General features: G+C 64.0%; 15 protein-coding genes. 9 read left to right on the forward strand and 6 right to left on the reverse strand.

Annotation, left to right across the window (positions count from 1 at the left end; genetic code table 11):
• The first annotated feature begins 46 nt into the window (after positions 1-46).
• Both ACSR1C_RS01360 and ACSR1C_RS01365 read left to right on the forward strand, forming a co-directional pair.
• Positions 47-238, forward strand: a complete 192-nt coding sequence (locus ACSR1C_RS01360; protein ID WP_460257522.1) for a hypothetical protein — start codon at positions 47-49, stop codon at positions 236-238.
• Positions 239-320: 82 nt separating this feature from the next.
• Positions 321-1244, forward strand: a complete 924-nt coding sequence (locus tag ACSR1C_RS01365) for a DMT family transporter (protein ID WP_460257523.1) — start codon at positions 321-323, stop codon at positions 1242-1244.
• Here the strand turns inward: ACSR1C_RS01365 and ACSR1C_RS01370 are convergent, their stop codons facing one another.
• Entirely contained in the window at positions 1245-1706 is a 462-nt protein-coding gene (locus ACSR1C_RS01370; RefSeq protein WP_460257524.1) for a hypothetical protein, read from the reverse strand. It abuts the gene before it with no gap.
• A gap of 72 nt (positions 1707-1778) precedes the next feature.
• Positions 1779-2645, reverse strand: a complete 867-nt coding sequence (locus ACSR1C_RS01375; protein ID WP_460257525.1) for a branched-chain amino acid aminotransferase — start codon at positions 2643-2645, stop codon at positions 1779-1781.
• Positions 2646-2832: 187 nt separating this feature from the next.
• Between ACSR1C_RS01375 and ACSR1C_RS01380 the strand changes: the two genes are divergently transcribed.
• Together ACSR1C_RS01380 and ACSR1C_RS01385 are read left to right on the forward strand one after the other, a co-directional pair.
• On the forward strand, positions 2833-3345 hold the full coding sequence (locus ACSR1C_RS01380; protein WP_460257526.1) for a MarR family winged helix-turn-helix transcriptional regulator: 513 nt from the start codon (positions 2833-2835) through the stop codon (positions 3343-3345).
• Positions 3342-4046 (forward strand): response regulator, encoded by a 705-nt coding sequence (locus tag ACSR1C_RS01385; RefSeq protein ID WP_460257527.1) that lies wholly within the window; start codon positions 3342-3344, stop codon positions 4044-4046. The genes ACSR1C_RS01380 and ACSR1C_RS01385 overlap by 4 nt, the downstream gene beginning before the upstream one ends.
• 4 nt (positions 4047-4050) lie before the next feature.
• Here the strand turns inward: ACSR1C_RS01385 and ACSR1C_RS01390 are convergent, their stop codons facing one another.
• Both ACSR1C_RS01390 and ACSR1C_RS01395 read right to left on the reverse strand, forming a co-directional pair.
• On the reverse strand, positions 4051-4833 hold the full coding sequence (locus ACSR1C_RS01390; protein ID WP_460257528.1) for an outer membrane protein: 783 nt from the start codon (positions 4831-4833) through the stop codon (positions 4051-4053).
• Positions 4834-4940: 107 nt separating this feature from the next.
• Entirely contained in the window at positions 4941-5783 is an 843-nt protein-coding gene (locus ACSR1C_RS01395; protein WP_460257529.1) for a hypothetical protein, read from the reverse strand.
• A 119-nt stretch (positions 5784-5902) separates the two neighbouring features.
• Between ACSR1C_RS01395 and ACSR1C_RS01400 the strand changes: the two genes are divergently transcribed.
• The 4 genes from ACSR1C_RS01400 to dxs are packed head-to-tail and all read left to right on the forward strand — an operon-like array spanning position 5903 to position 9900.
• Positions 5903-6838, forward strand: a complete 936-nt coding sequence (locus ACSR1C_RS01400; RefSeq protein ID WP_460257530.1) for a histone deacetylase family protein — start codon at positions 5903-5905, stop codon at positions 6836-6838.
• The gene (locus tag ACSR1C_RS01405) at positions 6835-7077 is read left to right on the forward strand and encodes an exodeoxyribonuclease VII small subunit (protein WP_460257531.1); all 243 of its coding nucleotides are present in this window, start codon (positions 6835-6837) and stop codon (positions 7075-7077) included. The genes ACSR1C_RS01400 and ACSR1C_RS01405 overlap by 4 nt, the downstream gene beginning before the upstream one ends.
• The gene (locus ACSR1C_RS01410) at positions 7077-7946 is read left to right on the forward strand and encodes a polyprenyl synthetase family protein (RefSeq protein WP_460257532.1); all 870 of its coding nucleotides are present in this window, start codon (positions 7077-7079) and stop codon (positions 7944-7946) included. Before ACSR1C_RS01405 ends, ACSR1C_RS01410 begins: the two co-directional genes overlap by 1 nt.
• A 22-nt stretch (positions 7947-7968) precedes the next feature.
• Positions 7969-9900, forward strand: a complete 1932-nt coding sequence (dxs, locus tag ACSR1C_RS01415) for a 1-deoxy-D-xylulose-5-phosphate synthase (protein ID WP_460257533.1) — start codon at positions 7969-7971, stop codon at positions 9898-9900.
• Here the strand turns inward: dxs and ACSR1C_RS01420 are convergent.
• Both ACSR1C_RS01420 and ACSR1C_RS01425 read right to left on the reverse strand, forming a co-directional pair.
• Complete coding sequence (locus ACSR1C_RS01420) at positions 9893-10477, reverse strand: exopolysaccharide biosynthesis protein (protein WP_460257534.1); 585 nt, start codon at positions 10475-10477, stop codon at positions 9893-9895. The two genes, dxs and ACSR1C_RS01420, sit on opposite strands and share 8 nt — an antisense overlap.
• Positions 10478-10520: 43 nt before the next feature.
• Complete coding sequence (locus tag ACSR1C_RS01425; RefSeq protein WP_460257535.1) at positions 10521-11378, reverse strand: SDR family oxidoreductase; 858 nt, start codon at positions 11376-11378, stop codon at positions 10521-10523.
• 136 nt (positions 11379-11514) lie between these two features.
• Here ACSR1C_RS01425 and ACSR1C_RS01430 point away from each other — a divergent pair, with 136 nt between their 5' ends.
• Entirely contained in the window at positions 11515-12999 is a 1485-nt protein-coding gene (locus ACSR1C_RS01430; RefSeq protein ID WP_460257536.1) for an AMP nucleosidase, read from the forward strand.
• The last annotated feature ends 37 nt before the right edge of the window (positions 13000-13036 follow it).

The raw sequence follows: 13036 nt of genomic DNA on the forward strand, positions 1-13036 counted from the left end.
CGGTTTTATGGTATAATGCGCTTGTAATCAGGAAGGAGTGAGTCTGATGACACGCAAGGTTCTTGACCACGACCGGCACCATGACGACGCATCGCGCAAGGTTCAGTATGCGCGGATCGAGCATGAAGCTGTGCCGGATAAATCCACAGTGGCCCTGCAGCGTCGGGCGGTGGAAACCGAAGGCAAGTCGCAGCGGGTGAAGCAGTTCATGCGGATCGAGAAGGGCCATAAAGCCTGACGCATATTCGGCTTTTCATTCTGGCCTGAAGGCGTAGAGAGGTGGTGGCCCGATGTGGGCCACCTGTCTGGATCTTCGTCTCATGCAGCCTGCCCGCGCTATTGGTTTCAAGCTTGCCTCCGTCGCGCTGTTTGTTGCGATGTCGTCGCTGATCAAGGCGGCCTCGCCGCATGTGCCGCCGGGCGAGGCGGTGTTTTTCCGCTCGTTTTTTGCGTTGCCGGTGATCGTCGGGTGGCTGATCGCGCGGCGCGAGTTGTCGGTGGATCTGCGCACGGCCAATCCGATGGGACATTTCTGGCGCGGGCTGGTCGGCAGCACCGCGATGGGGCTGAGCTTTGCCGCGCTTGGCCTGTTGCCGCTGCCCGAGGTGACGGCGATCAGCTATGCCGCGCCGCTGTTGGTGGTCATTTTCGCCGCGATGTTCCTGGGCGAAGAGGTGCGCATGTTCCGGCTGGCGGCGGTTGCGATCGGGCTGGTGGGGGTGCTGATCGTGCTGTCGCCACGGCTGACGGCCTTTACCAATCACGAGATGGACGCGCGCGAAACGCTGGGCGCCATGGTGGCCCTGGGCGGGGCCACCTGTGCGGCGCTGGCGCAGGTCTTTGTGCGCAGGCTGGTCCAGACAGAACGCACGGCGACCATCGTCTTCTGGTTCTCGGTCACGGCGTCGGTTCTGTCCTTGGCGACGATTCCCTTTGGCTGGGTCATGCCGACCGGGCGCGAGGCGGTGTTCCTGATTCTGGCAGGGATTTTGGGCGGGGTCGCGCAAATTTTTCTGACATCAAGCTATCGGCTGGCCAATGCCTCGACCGTGGCGCCGTTCGACTATGCCTCGATGCTGCTGGCGCTGGGGGTCGGGTATTTCGTGTTCAACGAGGTGCCGACCCCGGTGATGCTGACCGGCGCCGGGCTGGTCATCGCGGCGGGGGTTCTGATCATCTGGCGCGAGCGGCAGCTGGGCCTGCGGCGCGAAAAGCAGCGCAAGGCGATGACGCCGCAGGGCTGACTATTGCCCGCGGGTCTGGGCGGCGGCGCGGGTCTGTCGTTCCTTTTCGCGATACATGTCGAACACATTGATTGCGGGGTGGATGCCAAGGCTGGCCTCGGCGGCGGGATAGGGGCCCAGAAAGCTGGCGCCGATCCGGAAGCTGACCGTGGTGTCGGGGCGGTCGTCGTTTCGATCGTGGCGGATGCGGGTTTCGGCCCCGAAGGCCGCGAACGTGTTCGTGATCGCCTGCGCCAGGGCCTGCCGCGCGGGCGGGCTGCCCTGCCCATCGCCCCAACGGATTTCGGTCAGAATTTCCACCCCGTCCGCGTCGCCGCCATATTGGGACAGCCGCTCCTTGGTGATACCAAGGGGCTGAAAGATCGGGTTCTTGGTCAGGTGATAGAAATAGGCGGAAATCGCCGCTGGGGCCGCGAACAGAACGGTGATTACCAGAATCAGGGGCCCGTTTTGCAGTTTCATTCAAGCTCTCCGGCATGGCCACACGGGGGCAACATGCCGGAGAGAGGTTTACCGCAGGCTAACCGGGGCGGATTATTCCCGCACCAGCTTTTCATATGCGCTGGCGATGTCGCGGGTCAGGGACCCGACCTCGAAATTATAGTCGCCGATCTGGCCCACCGGGGTGACCTCGGCGGCTGTGCCGGTTAGCCAGCACTGCTCGAACCCTTCCAGCTCTTCGGGCATGATGTGGCGTTCATGCACCTTGATCTGGCGGTCCTTCAGCATCCCGATCACGGTCTGCCGGGTGATCCCGTTCAGAAAGCAATCGGGGTCGGGTGTGTGCACCTCGCCATCCTTAACGAAGAAGATGTTGGCGCCGGTCGCTTCGGCCACATAGCCGCGATAATCGAACATCATAGCGTCAGAGCAGCCCTTTGCCTCTGCCGCGTGCTTGGACATGGTGCAGATCATGTAAAGGCCGGCGGCCTTGGCCTGGCTGGGCGCGGTTTCGGGGCTGGGGCGTTTCCATTTGGAAATGTCCAGCTTGGCGCCCTTCATCTTGGCGTCGCCGTAATAGGCGCCCCATTCCCAGGCAGCGACCGCCATGCGCACCGGATTGTGCGAGGATGCGACCCCCATATCCGGGCCCGCACCGCGCCAGGCGACCGCGCGCACATAGGCGTCGGTCCAGCCATTGGCTTTCAGGACATCGTATTTCGCCTTTTCGATGTCCTCGACCGAATAGGGGATCTCGAAGTCGATCATGTTGGCTGATTTCCTCAGCCGTTCGGAATGCTGGCGGCTTTTGAAGATCGTGCCGTTATAGGCGCGCTCGCCTTCGAATACCGACGAGGCATAATGAAGCGCATGGGTCAGGATATGTACATTGGCATCCCGCCAGGGAACCAGTGCGCCATCCATCCAAATCATACCGTCGCGGTCATCGTAGCCAGCCATCGGCTTGTCCTTTCTGATTACATCGGGCTAACAGTGCTCGAATTTTCGAATATTGCGCGATCCCTGTCTGGATTGGACAGAAAATTGCGTGAAATCGACGGATCGCTAACAATTGATTCTTGGAAAGTCAATAACGCTGACATAAAATCATCATAAGAGGCAAAAAAAGTGATCGGGAGGAAGTTCCATGGCCGAAGGCTCTGCCGGACCGTCGCCAAGCGGCGAGAGCCTGCTGTTTCTGACAGATGAACAGTTGCGCAAGGGAATCGAGGCGATGTACTTCGCCCACCGCAGCTTTACCGCCGAGCCGGACGTTATCCTGGACCAGCACGGCTATGGCCGTGCGCATCACCGCGCGATGCATTTCATTCACCGCACACAAGGGACGACGGTCAATAACCTGTTGAACATTCTGGGGGTCACGAAGCAGTCGCTGAACCGCGTTCTGCGTGCGCTGATCGAGGATGGGCTGGTCGAAAGCCGGGTCGGCAAGCGTGACAAGCGCGAGCGGCATCTGTATCTGACCGAGGCGGGGGCGGCGCTGGAACGGGAGCTGTCGGATGCGCAGCGGGGGCGGATGCGGGCGGCGTATCGTTCCGCCGGGCCCGATGCGGTGGCCGGATTCCGCCAAGTGCTGGAGGCGATGATGGATCCAGAGGTCCGAAGCCATTTCAATGTGATGAAGGATGGCGGGATATGAACGCGGCGCATGAGGCCCATCTGCTGATCGTCGATGATGATGAGCGCATTCGCGGACTGTTGCAGAAATTTCTGATCCGCAACGGGTTTCTGGTCAGCGCGGCGCGCGATGCCACCCATGCGCGGCGGCTGCTGGGCGGGCTGGAATTCGACCTGATCGTGCTGGACGTGATGATGCCGGGCGAGGACGGGATCAGCCTGACGCGGGAATTGCGCCAGATTCTGGCCACGCCGATCCTGCTGCTGACCGCGCGGGGCGAGACCAGCGACCGGATCGAGGGGCTGGAGGCCGGCGCCGACGACTATCTGGCCAAGCCGTTCGAGCCCAAGGAGCTGTTGCTGCGGATCAACGCGATCCTGCGCCGTGTACCCCAGGTGCGCGAACAGGTGGCCGGGCCGAAGGTGCTGCATCTGGGGTCGGTGCGTTATGACATCGACCGGGGCGAGTTGTGGCGCGGCACCGATCTGATCCGCCTGACCGCGACCGAAAGTCAGCTGATGCGCATCTTTTCCGCCTGTCCCGGCGCGCCGGTGACGCGGGTCAAGCTGGTCGAGGATCTAGGCCGTGACAATGGTCAGGCGCAGGAACGCGCGGTGGATGTGCAGATAACGCGGCTGCGCCGCAAGATCGAGGCGGATCCGAAACAGCCGCGTTATCTGCAAACCGTGCGCGGCGCCGGCTATATGCTGGCGCCGGACTGAAGGCTTAGTACCGCCGCAGCGGAATCCGCAGGCTCAGGCTGATGACGTGATCGCGGTTTTCGAAGCGCAACGGCGTGACCGGCTCGGAAGAACCATTGCCCGGCAGCGGGGTCGAGCCGCCCTTGGCTGTGCCCAGGTCGAAATAGCGATAGCTGGCTTCAAGCAGGAAGGGGCGATTGCCGGGACCCTTGAGTTCTGCCGCGACACCCGCGCCGAGAGACCAGGCAATATGGGTGGAATAGTCACCATTGAACGTCCGCTCTACCGAAGTAGAGGTGGCATTGATGCGGGTCCAGTCGCCCATCTTGTTGCGGGCGACGCCCAAGCCCGCGCTCAGGAAGGGTTGCACCTTGCTGTTCCGGCCCGCGTATTCCAGCGGCGAATAATACCCGGTGGCCATCACCGCGGTGCTGCTGATGGAGCCGCGCACGTCAGCATGGGGCCCGGGCGTGGCGGGCTGGGTCGAGCTCCACGAACCATCGAAATCGGACTCGCCGAAAATGAGAAGGGAGACATCGCCGCGAAACCCGTTCATCCAGTCGAAACCCGCGCCAATGCCGCCAAAGGCGACATTGTCCGCGTCAATATCGAAGAACACGCGCGGGTCGCTCGGGTACCCCGGCGACTCCCAATAGGCGTCGTCTGTGTCCAGGGAGGCGCCCCCCAGATCGACCCTTGCATACAGGCCGTAGGTAACGCTGGCCGATGTGACGCCGAAAAGGCTTTTGCCGTCCTGGGCCTGCGCTTGTTGGGTGAAAGACAGGCTGAATACGGCCGCAGCGGCCATGGCATATACGCGTGATTTCATCCGCAAATCCTCGGATTATTTTTCTTGCCGGGGCAACTCGTTGTTCGGGCCCCGAATTCCGGAGCCCGAATTCTTACGAAGCTATGTTATCCATGACCGGCCAGCACAGCAATACGGACCGCTTCCGCATCCTGCGCAATGTTGGCCGCCTGTGACTCGGTTACCTCAGTGCCAAGGATCGTCGTCACGGCGATGACAGTGTCGGTGGTGACCGGAATGGTCTTGTCGGACGCGGTTCCCAGGAACATCGCCAGAAGCGTGTCGTTGGAGTTCGTGACCGACGGCAGGGTGTTCAGCACCGACTGGCCATCAAGCGCCTCTTCGAACAGCGCGAGATTCTGAAGCGGCGAGTCGATGAATTCCTGATTGTCATAGTCCAGCGACAATGCGGCGATCGCCTCGTCCAGGCTCATGCTGTAGAATTCGGCCATTTCGGCGGTGAAGCCGGCCAGCGCCTCGTCATATGCCCGGTCAAGGACATGATCGGGGGACCGGGCGACGTTCAGCCGGCCCAGTTCGACCTCGGGGATGCCTTCCTCTGCCCATGCGGGTTTGCCGCCCTGACTGCCGGTCGGCTTGCCGGCTTTCGGTCCCTGGCCTTCGGATCCGCCGGAACCGCCGTCCCCACCCTGACCGCCTTGTGTGCCACCGGCGTTGGAGCCCTGTTTGCCCTTGCCGCCTTCGTGGTCGTCGCCGTCATCGTGGGTATGGTCGTCACCATCATCATGGGTGTGGTCGGTTCCGTCGTCAGCATGATCACCGCCGCCCTGCCCCTGCCCGCCGCCGGAATGCGATTCGGCAAATGCGGGCCCGACAAGTGTCAGGTGGCTTTCGAAATCGGGAACGGACGTGGTCAAAGCTGCAAGTGCGATTGCTGATACACCCGTCAGGATGACCAACCTGCTACGCGTCTTTTTTCCGTTTTCCATTTCACACCTCCTTTGAAAATGGCTGCATGCATACTTTGCAAGCTTTGGAAGTGCGCGCATTGATGCTTATCAAGTCAGGATGGATTTTGTTTGTTTCACCAAGCGGGTAAGGTCATCTCATGACAACCGCCTTTCTGACCCATGCCGATTGCCGGACCCACATCACCCCGCCGGGCCATCCTGAACAGGTGGCGCGGCTGGACGCGATCCTGGCCCGGCTGGACGCGCCGGATTTTGCCGGGTTGCTGCGCGTCGCGGCACCGTTGGCCGAGGCGGACGCGGTCACGCGCTGCCATCCGGCCGCGTATCTGGCCCGGATCCAGGCGGCCTTGCCGGACGAAGGATCGGCTGCGCTGGACGCCGATACCTATCTGTCGCCCGGATCGCTGGCCGCCGCGCTGCGCGGGGTCGGTGCCAATCTGAAGGCCGTGGACATGGTGCTGGCGGGCGAGGTCGCCAATGCCTTCGTCGGCGTACGCCCGCCCGGCCATCACGCCGAAACCGCCACCGCGATGGGGTTCTGCCTGTTCGGAAACGTGTCTATCGCGGCGAAATATGCGCTTGATCACCACGGGCTGTCGCGGGTGGCGATCATGGATTTCGACGTGCACCACGGCAATGGCACCCAGGATCTGTTGTGGGATGAAGGGCGGGTTCTGTTCGCCTCGACCCATCAGATGCCGCTTTATCCCGGCACCGGCGCACCCGAGGAACGCGGCGCATATGGCAACATCCTGAACGTGCCGCTGGCGCCGATGTCGGACGGGGCCGCATTTCGCGCCGCGATGGAGCGGCAGGTGCTGCCCGCGTTGGACGCATTCGCGCCGCAACTGGTGTTGATTTCCGCCGGGTTCGATGCGCACCGGGCCGATCCGCTGGCGCAACTGAACTGGGAGGTCGGGGATTTCATCTGGGTGACGGAGCGGCTGTGCGACATCGCCGATGCCCATGAGGGGGGCAAGGTGGTCTCGACACTTGAGGGTGGATATGATCTGGATGCGCTGGCCGCGAGCGTGGCGGCACATATACGGGTTCTGATGGAGCGGGGAACGTGAGCGATAAACCAGTGGCCGAGATGAGCTTTGAAGACGCGATGCGCGAGCTGGAGCAGGTCGTGAACCAGCTGGAGCGCGGCGACGTGCCGCTGGAGGATTCGATCCGGCTTTATGAACGCGGGGCGGCGCTGAAGAAGCGCTGCGAGGCCAAGCTGAAAGAGGCCGAGGAAAAGGTCGCGGCGATCACGCTGGACGCCGATGGCAACCCCACCGGCACGACGCCTGTCGAAGGGCTTTGATGTTTAGCGAAAAGCTGTGTCGGGCCGGCGCACAGGTTGCGGCGCATCTGAAGGCCGTGCTGGCCGCCTATCCCGATCAGAAGGTTGTCGAGGCGATGCGCTATGCCACGGCGGGCGGCAAGCGGCTGCGCGCCTTTCTGGCGATGGAAGGTGCTGCGCTGTACGGGGTGCCTGTGGCGCGCGCGGTTCAGGCGGCGGCGGCGGTCGAGGCGATGCATGCCTATTCACTGGTGCATGATGATCTGCCCTGTATGGATGACGACGATCTGCGCCGGGGCCTGCCCACGGTGCATGTGAAATGGGATCAGGCCACCGCGGTGCTGGCCGGGGACGCGCTGCAGACGCTGGCGTTCGACCTGCTGGCCGATCCGGTCACCCACCCGGATGCGGCCGTGCGCGTGACGCTGATCGCGGCACTGGCGCAGGCGGCGGGCGCGCGTGGCATGGTTCTGGGCCAAGCGCTGGACGTTGCGGCCGAAACCGCCGACACGCCGCTGACGCTGGATCAGATCACCGCGTTGCAGGCGGGCAAGACCGGCGCGCTGATCCGCTGGTCGGCCGAGGCGGGCGCGCATCTGGCCGGGGCCGATCCGGCGCCGCTGGGGGCCTATGCCACAGCACTTGGGCTGGCGTTTCAGATCGCCGATGACATTCTGGATGTCGCGGGCGATGCCGAAAAGGCCGGCAAGCGGTTGCAGAAGGATGCCGAGGCGGGCAAGGCCACCTTCGTGTCGCTGCTGGGGCTGGACGGTGCGCGGGCGCGGGCCAGATCGCTGGTGGATGAGGCCGAGTCGGCGCTGGCGCCTTACGGTGCGGCGGCGGAAAACTTGCGGGCGGCGGCACGTTTCGCTATCTCGCGCGAGATGTAGATCGCCCTGAGGAGGGCAAGCGATGACCGCGACACCCCAAACACCCCTGCTGGACCGTGTGCATGTGCCGGCCGATCTGAAACAGTTCAGCGACCGCGAACTGGTGCAGATCGCCGACGAACTGCGGGCCGAAACGATTGCCGCCGTGTCGCAGACCGGCGGGCATCTGGGCGCGGGTCTGGGTGTGGTCGAGCTGACCGTGGCGATCCATACGGTGTTCGACACGCCGCGCGACCGGCTGATCTGGGACGTGTCGCATCAATGCTATCCGCACAAGATCCTGACCGGGCGGCGCGACCGTATTCGCACCCTGCGCCAGAAAGACGGGCTGAGCGGATTCACCAAACGCTCCGAATCGCCCTATGACCCGTTCGGCGCGGCGCATAGTTCCACCTCGATCTCCGCAGCGCTGGGTTTTGCCGTGGCGCGCGATCTGGGCGGCGCGCCAGAGCCTGCGCTTGGCGACGCGATTGCGGTGATCGGCGATGGCGCGATGAGCGCGGGCATGGCCTATGAGGCGCTGAACAACGCGGGACATCTGAACAAGCGGCTGATCGTCATTCTGAACGATAACGAGATGTCGATTGCCCCGCCGGTGGGTGCGATGTCGTCCTACCTGTCGCGGCTTTACGCCGGTGCCCCGTTTCAGGAGCTCAAGGCGGCGGCCAAGGGTGCGGTCAGCCTGCTGCCGCAACCGTTTCAGGACGGGGCGCGGCGCGCCAAGGATATTCTGAAACACATGACCGTGGGCGGAACCTTGTTCGAAGAGCTGGGCTTTTCCTATCTCGGGCCAATCGACGGGCACGATATGGAACAGCTTCTGGCGGTGTTGCGCACCGTGAAGGCGCGCGCCGACGGGCCGATCCTGATCCATGCGATCACCAAGAAGGGCAAGGGCTATCGCCCGGCCGAGCTGGCCGATGACAAGGGCCATGCCACCGCCAAGTTCGATGTGGTGACGGGCGAGCAGAAAAAGGCGCCCTCGAACGCGCCGTCCTATACCAAGGTCTTCGCCCAGGCGCTGATTGACGAGGCCGCGCGGGATGACAAGATCGTGGCGGTCACCGCGGCGATGCCCGACGGTACCGGGCTGAACCTGTTCGCCGAACGCTTTCCCACCCGCTGTTTCGACGTGGGCATCGCGGAACAGCATGGGGTGACCTTCTGTGCCGGGATGGCCGCGGGCGGGATGAAACCGTTCTGCGCCATGTATTCCACGTTCCTGCAGCGCGGCTATGATCAGGTGGTGCATGACGTGGCGATCCAGCGCCTGCCGGTGCGGTTTGCCATTGACCGGGCCGGGCTGGTGGGCGCCGATGGCGCGACCCATGCGGGCAGTTTCGATGTGGCCTTTCTGGCCAATCTGCCGGGGTTCGTGGTGATGGCGGCGGCGGATGAGGCCGAGCTGAAACATATGGTCGCCACCGCCGTGGCGCATGACGAAGGCCCGATCGCGTTCCGTTTTCCGCGCGGCGAAGGTGTGGGTGTCGACATGCCAGAACGCGGCCAGGTGCTGGAGATCGGCATGGGCCGGATCGTCGCCGAAGGGTCGCGCGTGGCGCTGCTGTCCTTCGGCACGCGGCTGGCCGAGGTGCAGCAGGCCGCCGAACGGCTGGGCGCGCGCGGCATCACGCCCACGGTGGCCGACGCCCGTTTCGCCAAGCCGCTGGACCGCGCCATGATCCTGCGGTTGGCGGCGGAGCATGAGACGCTGATCACCATCGAGGAAGGCGCGATTGGCGGGTTCGGGTCACATGTCGCGCAGTTGCTGGCCGAGGAAGGCGTGTTCGACACCGGGCTGAAGTTCCGCTCCATGGTGCTGCCCGATACGTTCATCGATCAGGCCAGCCCCGAAGACATGTATGCCGTGGCGGGGCTGAACGCGGCGGATATCGAGGCCAAGGTGCTGGCGGTTCTGGATGTCGCGCAACTGGCCGGGCGCCAGGTCAGATGATCACCGTCGCCAGCAGCCCGCCCAGGCCCACGAAACTGTAACCGCCGATCACGAACAGCCCGTCACGGGTCAGCATCCCGACGGCGAACAGGGTGATGGCAAAGGCCGCGACGGTGGCCAGCGCCGGCACGAATTCCATCAGCGGCATCACCAGCGTCACCGCCAGGCAGGTCAGCAGCGCGATATAGCTGAGCGGGCGAATTGTCAGATAGGGCAGCCGCTGATGCGCATGCCGGTCGATCCAGGCGGCGGGTTTGCGCAGCCAGTTCACCGCACGCTCCATCCGGTCAGAGGGCAGGGAGCGACGCGCCAGAACCTCTGGCAGCCAAAGATAGTCGCGCCCCAGCAGGATCTGAACGACGATCAGGCTCATGACCAGCGCGCCAAGGGTCGGCATTCCGGGGATCGACGAGATCGGCGAAACCAGAACCATCGCGGGAACAAGCAGCAGCGGGGCGAACGAGCGCTCGCCCATCGATTCGACGATTTCGCGGACCGAGACACGCTCGCCCGTGCTGACGTCGGCCAGGGTATCGAGCACGTCTGAAATCGTTTCGGGCGCTGCCTGGTCGGTCATGTCTGCTCCTGTCGATTCTGCCATATCCATAGGTGGGGGCGGATCAGCCCCTGTCCAGCCCTTCGGCAGACAGAAGTGCGGCCAGACCTTCGCGATAGGTCGGATAGAGCAGACGCACGCGCAGGTCCGTTTTTATCCGATCGTTGTGAACCTTTTTCGACTCGGCATAGAAACTGCGCGCCATGGGGCTCAGACCGGCCTGATCGAACGGAATCGCCGGGGGCACCGGCAGGCCCAGCAGTTCGGCGGCATGGGCGATGACGTCCTGCGGCGGGGCCGGGTCGTCGTCACAGACATTGTAGATCGCGCCGGGATCGGGCCGCGCGATCGAGGCGGCCAGCACCTGCGCGATATCGTCCACATGGGTGCGCGAAAACACCTGGCCGGGCTTGATGATGCGCCGGGCGGTGCCGGCGCGCACCTTGGCAAAGGGTCCGCGGCCGGGGCCATAGATGCCGGCCAGCCGGAAGATATGCAGCGGCAGGCCCAACGCCTGCCACTCGGCCTCGGCCAAAGCACGGGCGCGTCCGCGTTCGGTGGCGGGGGTCAGGGGCGTGGCCTCGTCGACCCAGCCGCCGCCGTGGTCGCCATATACCCCGGTGGTGGACAGATAGCCGACCCAGTCCAGATGATCGGCCCCGGCCAGTGCGGGGCCATATTCGGCCACGATGGGGTCGCGCCCGTCCACCGGCGCGATCGAGCACAGCACATGGCTGGCCCGCGCCAGCGCGCCGGTCAGATCGGTGCCGGGCCAGATCAGCGGCTCGATGCCGTCCGCGGCCAGCCGCGCGGCCTTGTCGGCACTGCGGGTGGTGGCGATGATGTGCCAGCCGTCGGTCAGAAGGCGGGCAAGGGCGCGGGCACTGTATCCGTGGCCGAGCGAAAGCAGGGTCTTTGTCATGGCCGGATCATCCGGCCTTCTGCGCGGCGGCGCAAGGGCGGGACTTGAACCCCGGTGCGAAGTCATGACATTTGCGACATGACATATGTGCTATCCTCCTGCCCATCAGGCACTTTTCCATCAGGATATTCCCCGCATGACCGCCGTTGACCACAACCTGCCGCTCGACACCCCGCCCCACCGCGCGCCCGAAAGCTTTACCGACGCCGCCGCCGCCGTGGCCCGGCTGTGCGAGTTGTATGACGAGGCGACCGGCTTTCTGATCGACAGGTTTCAAAAGACGCTGGCGGGCAAGCCGCGCACCGCGCGCTATCGGGCCTATTACCCCGAGATACGGCTGGTGACGACAAGCTTTGCCCAGGTCGACAGCCGGCTCAGCTTTGGCCATGTGCCCGATCCCGGCATCTATGCGGCCACGATCACCCGGCCGGATCTGTTCGGCAACTACCTGTGTCAGCAGATCGGGCTGCTGCTGGCGAACCATGACGTGCCGGTCACGGTGGGGCCGTCGATGACGCCGATCCCGGTGCATTTTGCGGTGGCGGGCGATGCGTCGATCACCGTGCCACAGGATGGGGTTCTGTCCTTTCCGCTGCGCGATGCGTTCGACGTGCCGGACCTGTCGACGATGAACGACGACATCGTCAACGGCTACGGGTTCAAATACGAGGACGGCGCCGGGCCGTTGGCGCCGTTCACCGCGCAGCGGGTCGATTATTCGCTGGCGCGGCTGTCGCATTACACCGCAACCGGGGCCGAGCATTTCCAGAACCACGTTCTGTTCACCAACTACCAGTTCTATGTCGAAGAGTTCGAGCTGTTCGCCCGCAACGCGCTGGCCGATCCCGACAGCGGGTATGACAGCCTTGTCGGCCCCGGCAATATCGAGATCACCGAACCCGACGCGCCGCTGCCGGTTCCGGCGAAACTGCCGCAGATGCCCAGCTATCACCTGAAGCGGCGCGGCGGCGGCGGGATCACGCTGGTCAATATCGGCGTCGGTCCCTCGAACGCGAAGACGGCGACCGACCATATCGCGGTGCTGCGTCCCCATGCCTGGATGATGGTCGGCCATTGCGCGGGGCTGCGCAATTCGCAGTCGCTGGGCGATTTCGTGCTGGCCCATGCCTATCTGCGCGAAGATCATGTGCTGGATGACGATCTGCCGGTCTGGGTGCCGATCCCCGCGCTGGCCGAGATCCAGATCGCGCTGGAAGACGCGGTCGAGGAAGTGACCCAGCTGGAAGGTTATGAACTGAAGCGGATCATGCGCACCGGCACCGTGGCGACCATCGACAACCGCAACTGGGAGTTGCGCGACCAAAGCGGCCCGGTTCAGCGCCTGTCGCAGTCCCGCGCCATCGCGCTGGATATGGAAAGCGCGACAATCGCCGCCAACGGTTATCGGTTTCGGGTACCGTACGGCACGCTTCTGTGCGTGTCCGACAAGCCGCTGCATGGCGAGCTGAAGCTGCCCGGCATGGCGTCGGATTTCTATAAGACCCAGGTGTCGCGGCATTTGCTGATCGGGATCCGGGCGATGGAACGGCTGCGCGAGATGCCGTTGGAACGCATCCATTCGCGGAAATTGCGCAGTTTCGAGGAGACGGCCTTCCTTTGACGCTGCGAAAACCGCCCAAAATGCGGGAAATTCCGCC

It is taken from the genome of Actibacterium sp. D185-2 (assembly GCF_054954595.1).

What these genes read in the sequence shown, in the direction of transcription:
- ACSR1C_RS01375 (WP_460257525.1), bottom strand. Translation starts at nt 2,645, where the DNA reads ATGGCTGGCTACGATGACCGCGACGGTATGATTTGGATGGATGGCGCA.
- ACSR1C_RS01395 (WP_460257529.1), bottom strand. Translation starts at nt 5,783, where the DNA reads ATGGAAAACGGAAAAAAGACGCGTAGCAGGTTGGTCATCCTGACGGGT.
- ACSR1C_RS01370 (WP_460257524.1), bottom strand. Translation starts at nt 1,706, where the DNA reads ATGAAACTGCAAAACGGGCCCCTGATTCTGGTAATCACCGTTCTGTTC.
- ACSR1C_RS01365 (WP_460257523.1), top strand. Translation starts at nt 321, where the DNA reads ATGCAGCCTGCCCGCGCTATTGGTTTCAAGCTTGCCTCCGTCGCGCTG.
- ACSR1C_RS01360 (WP_460257522.1), top strand. Translation starts at nt 47, where the DNA reads ATGACACGCAAGGTTCTTGACCACGACCGGCACCATGACGACGCATCG.
- ACSR1C_RS01380 (WP_460257526.1), top strand. Translation starts at nt 2,833, where the DNA reads ATGGCCGAAGGCTCTGCCGGACCGTCGCCAAGCGGCGAGAGCCTGCTG.
- ACSR1C_RS01425 (WP_460257535.1), bottom strand. Translation starts at nt 11,378, where the DNA reads ATGACAAAGACCCTGCTTTCGCTCGGCCACGGATACAGTGCCCGCGCC.
- ACSR1C_RS01430 (WP_460257536.1), top strand. Translation starts at nt 11,515, where the DNA reads ATGACCGCCGTTGACCACAACCTGCCGCTCGACACCCCGCCCCACCGC.
- ACSR1C_RS01390 (WP_460257528.1), bottom strand. Translation starts at nt 4,833, where the DNA reads ATGGCCGCTGCGGCCGTATTCAGCCTGTCTTTCACCCAACAAGCGCAG.
- dxs (WP_460257533.1), top strand. Translation starts at nt 7,969, where the DNA reads ATGACCGCGACACCCCAAACACCCCTGCTGGACCGTGTGCATGTGCCG.
- ACSR1C_RS01400 (WP_460257530.1), top strand. Translation starts at nt 5,903, where the DNA reads ATGACAACCGCCTTTCTGACCCATGCCGATTGCCGGACCCACATCACC.
- ACSR1C_RS01410 (WP_460257532.1), top strand. Translation starts at nt 7,077, where the DNA reads ATGTTTAGCGAAAAGCTGTGTCGGGCCGGCGCACAGGTTGCGGCGCAT.
- ACSR1C_RS01420 (WP_460257534.1), bottom strand. Translation starts at nt 10,477, where the DNA reads ATGACCGACCAGGCAGCGCCCGAAACGATTTCAGACGTGCTCGATACC.
- ACSR1C_RS01385 (WP_460257527.1), top strand. Translation starts at nt 3,342, where the DNA reads ATGAACGCGGCGCATGAGGCCCATCTGCTGATCGTCGATGATGATGAG.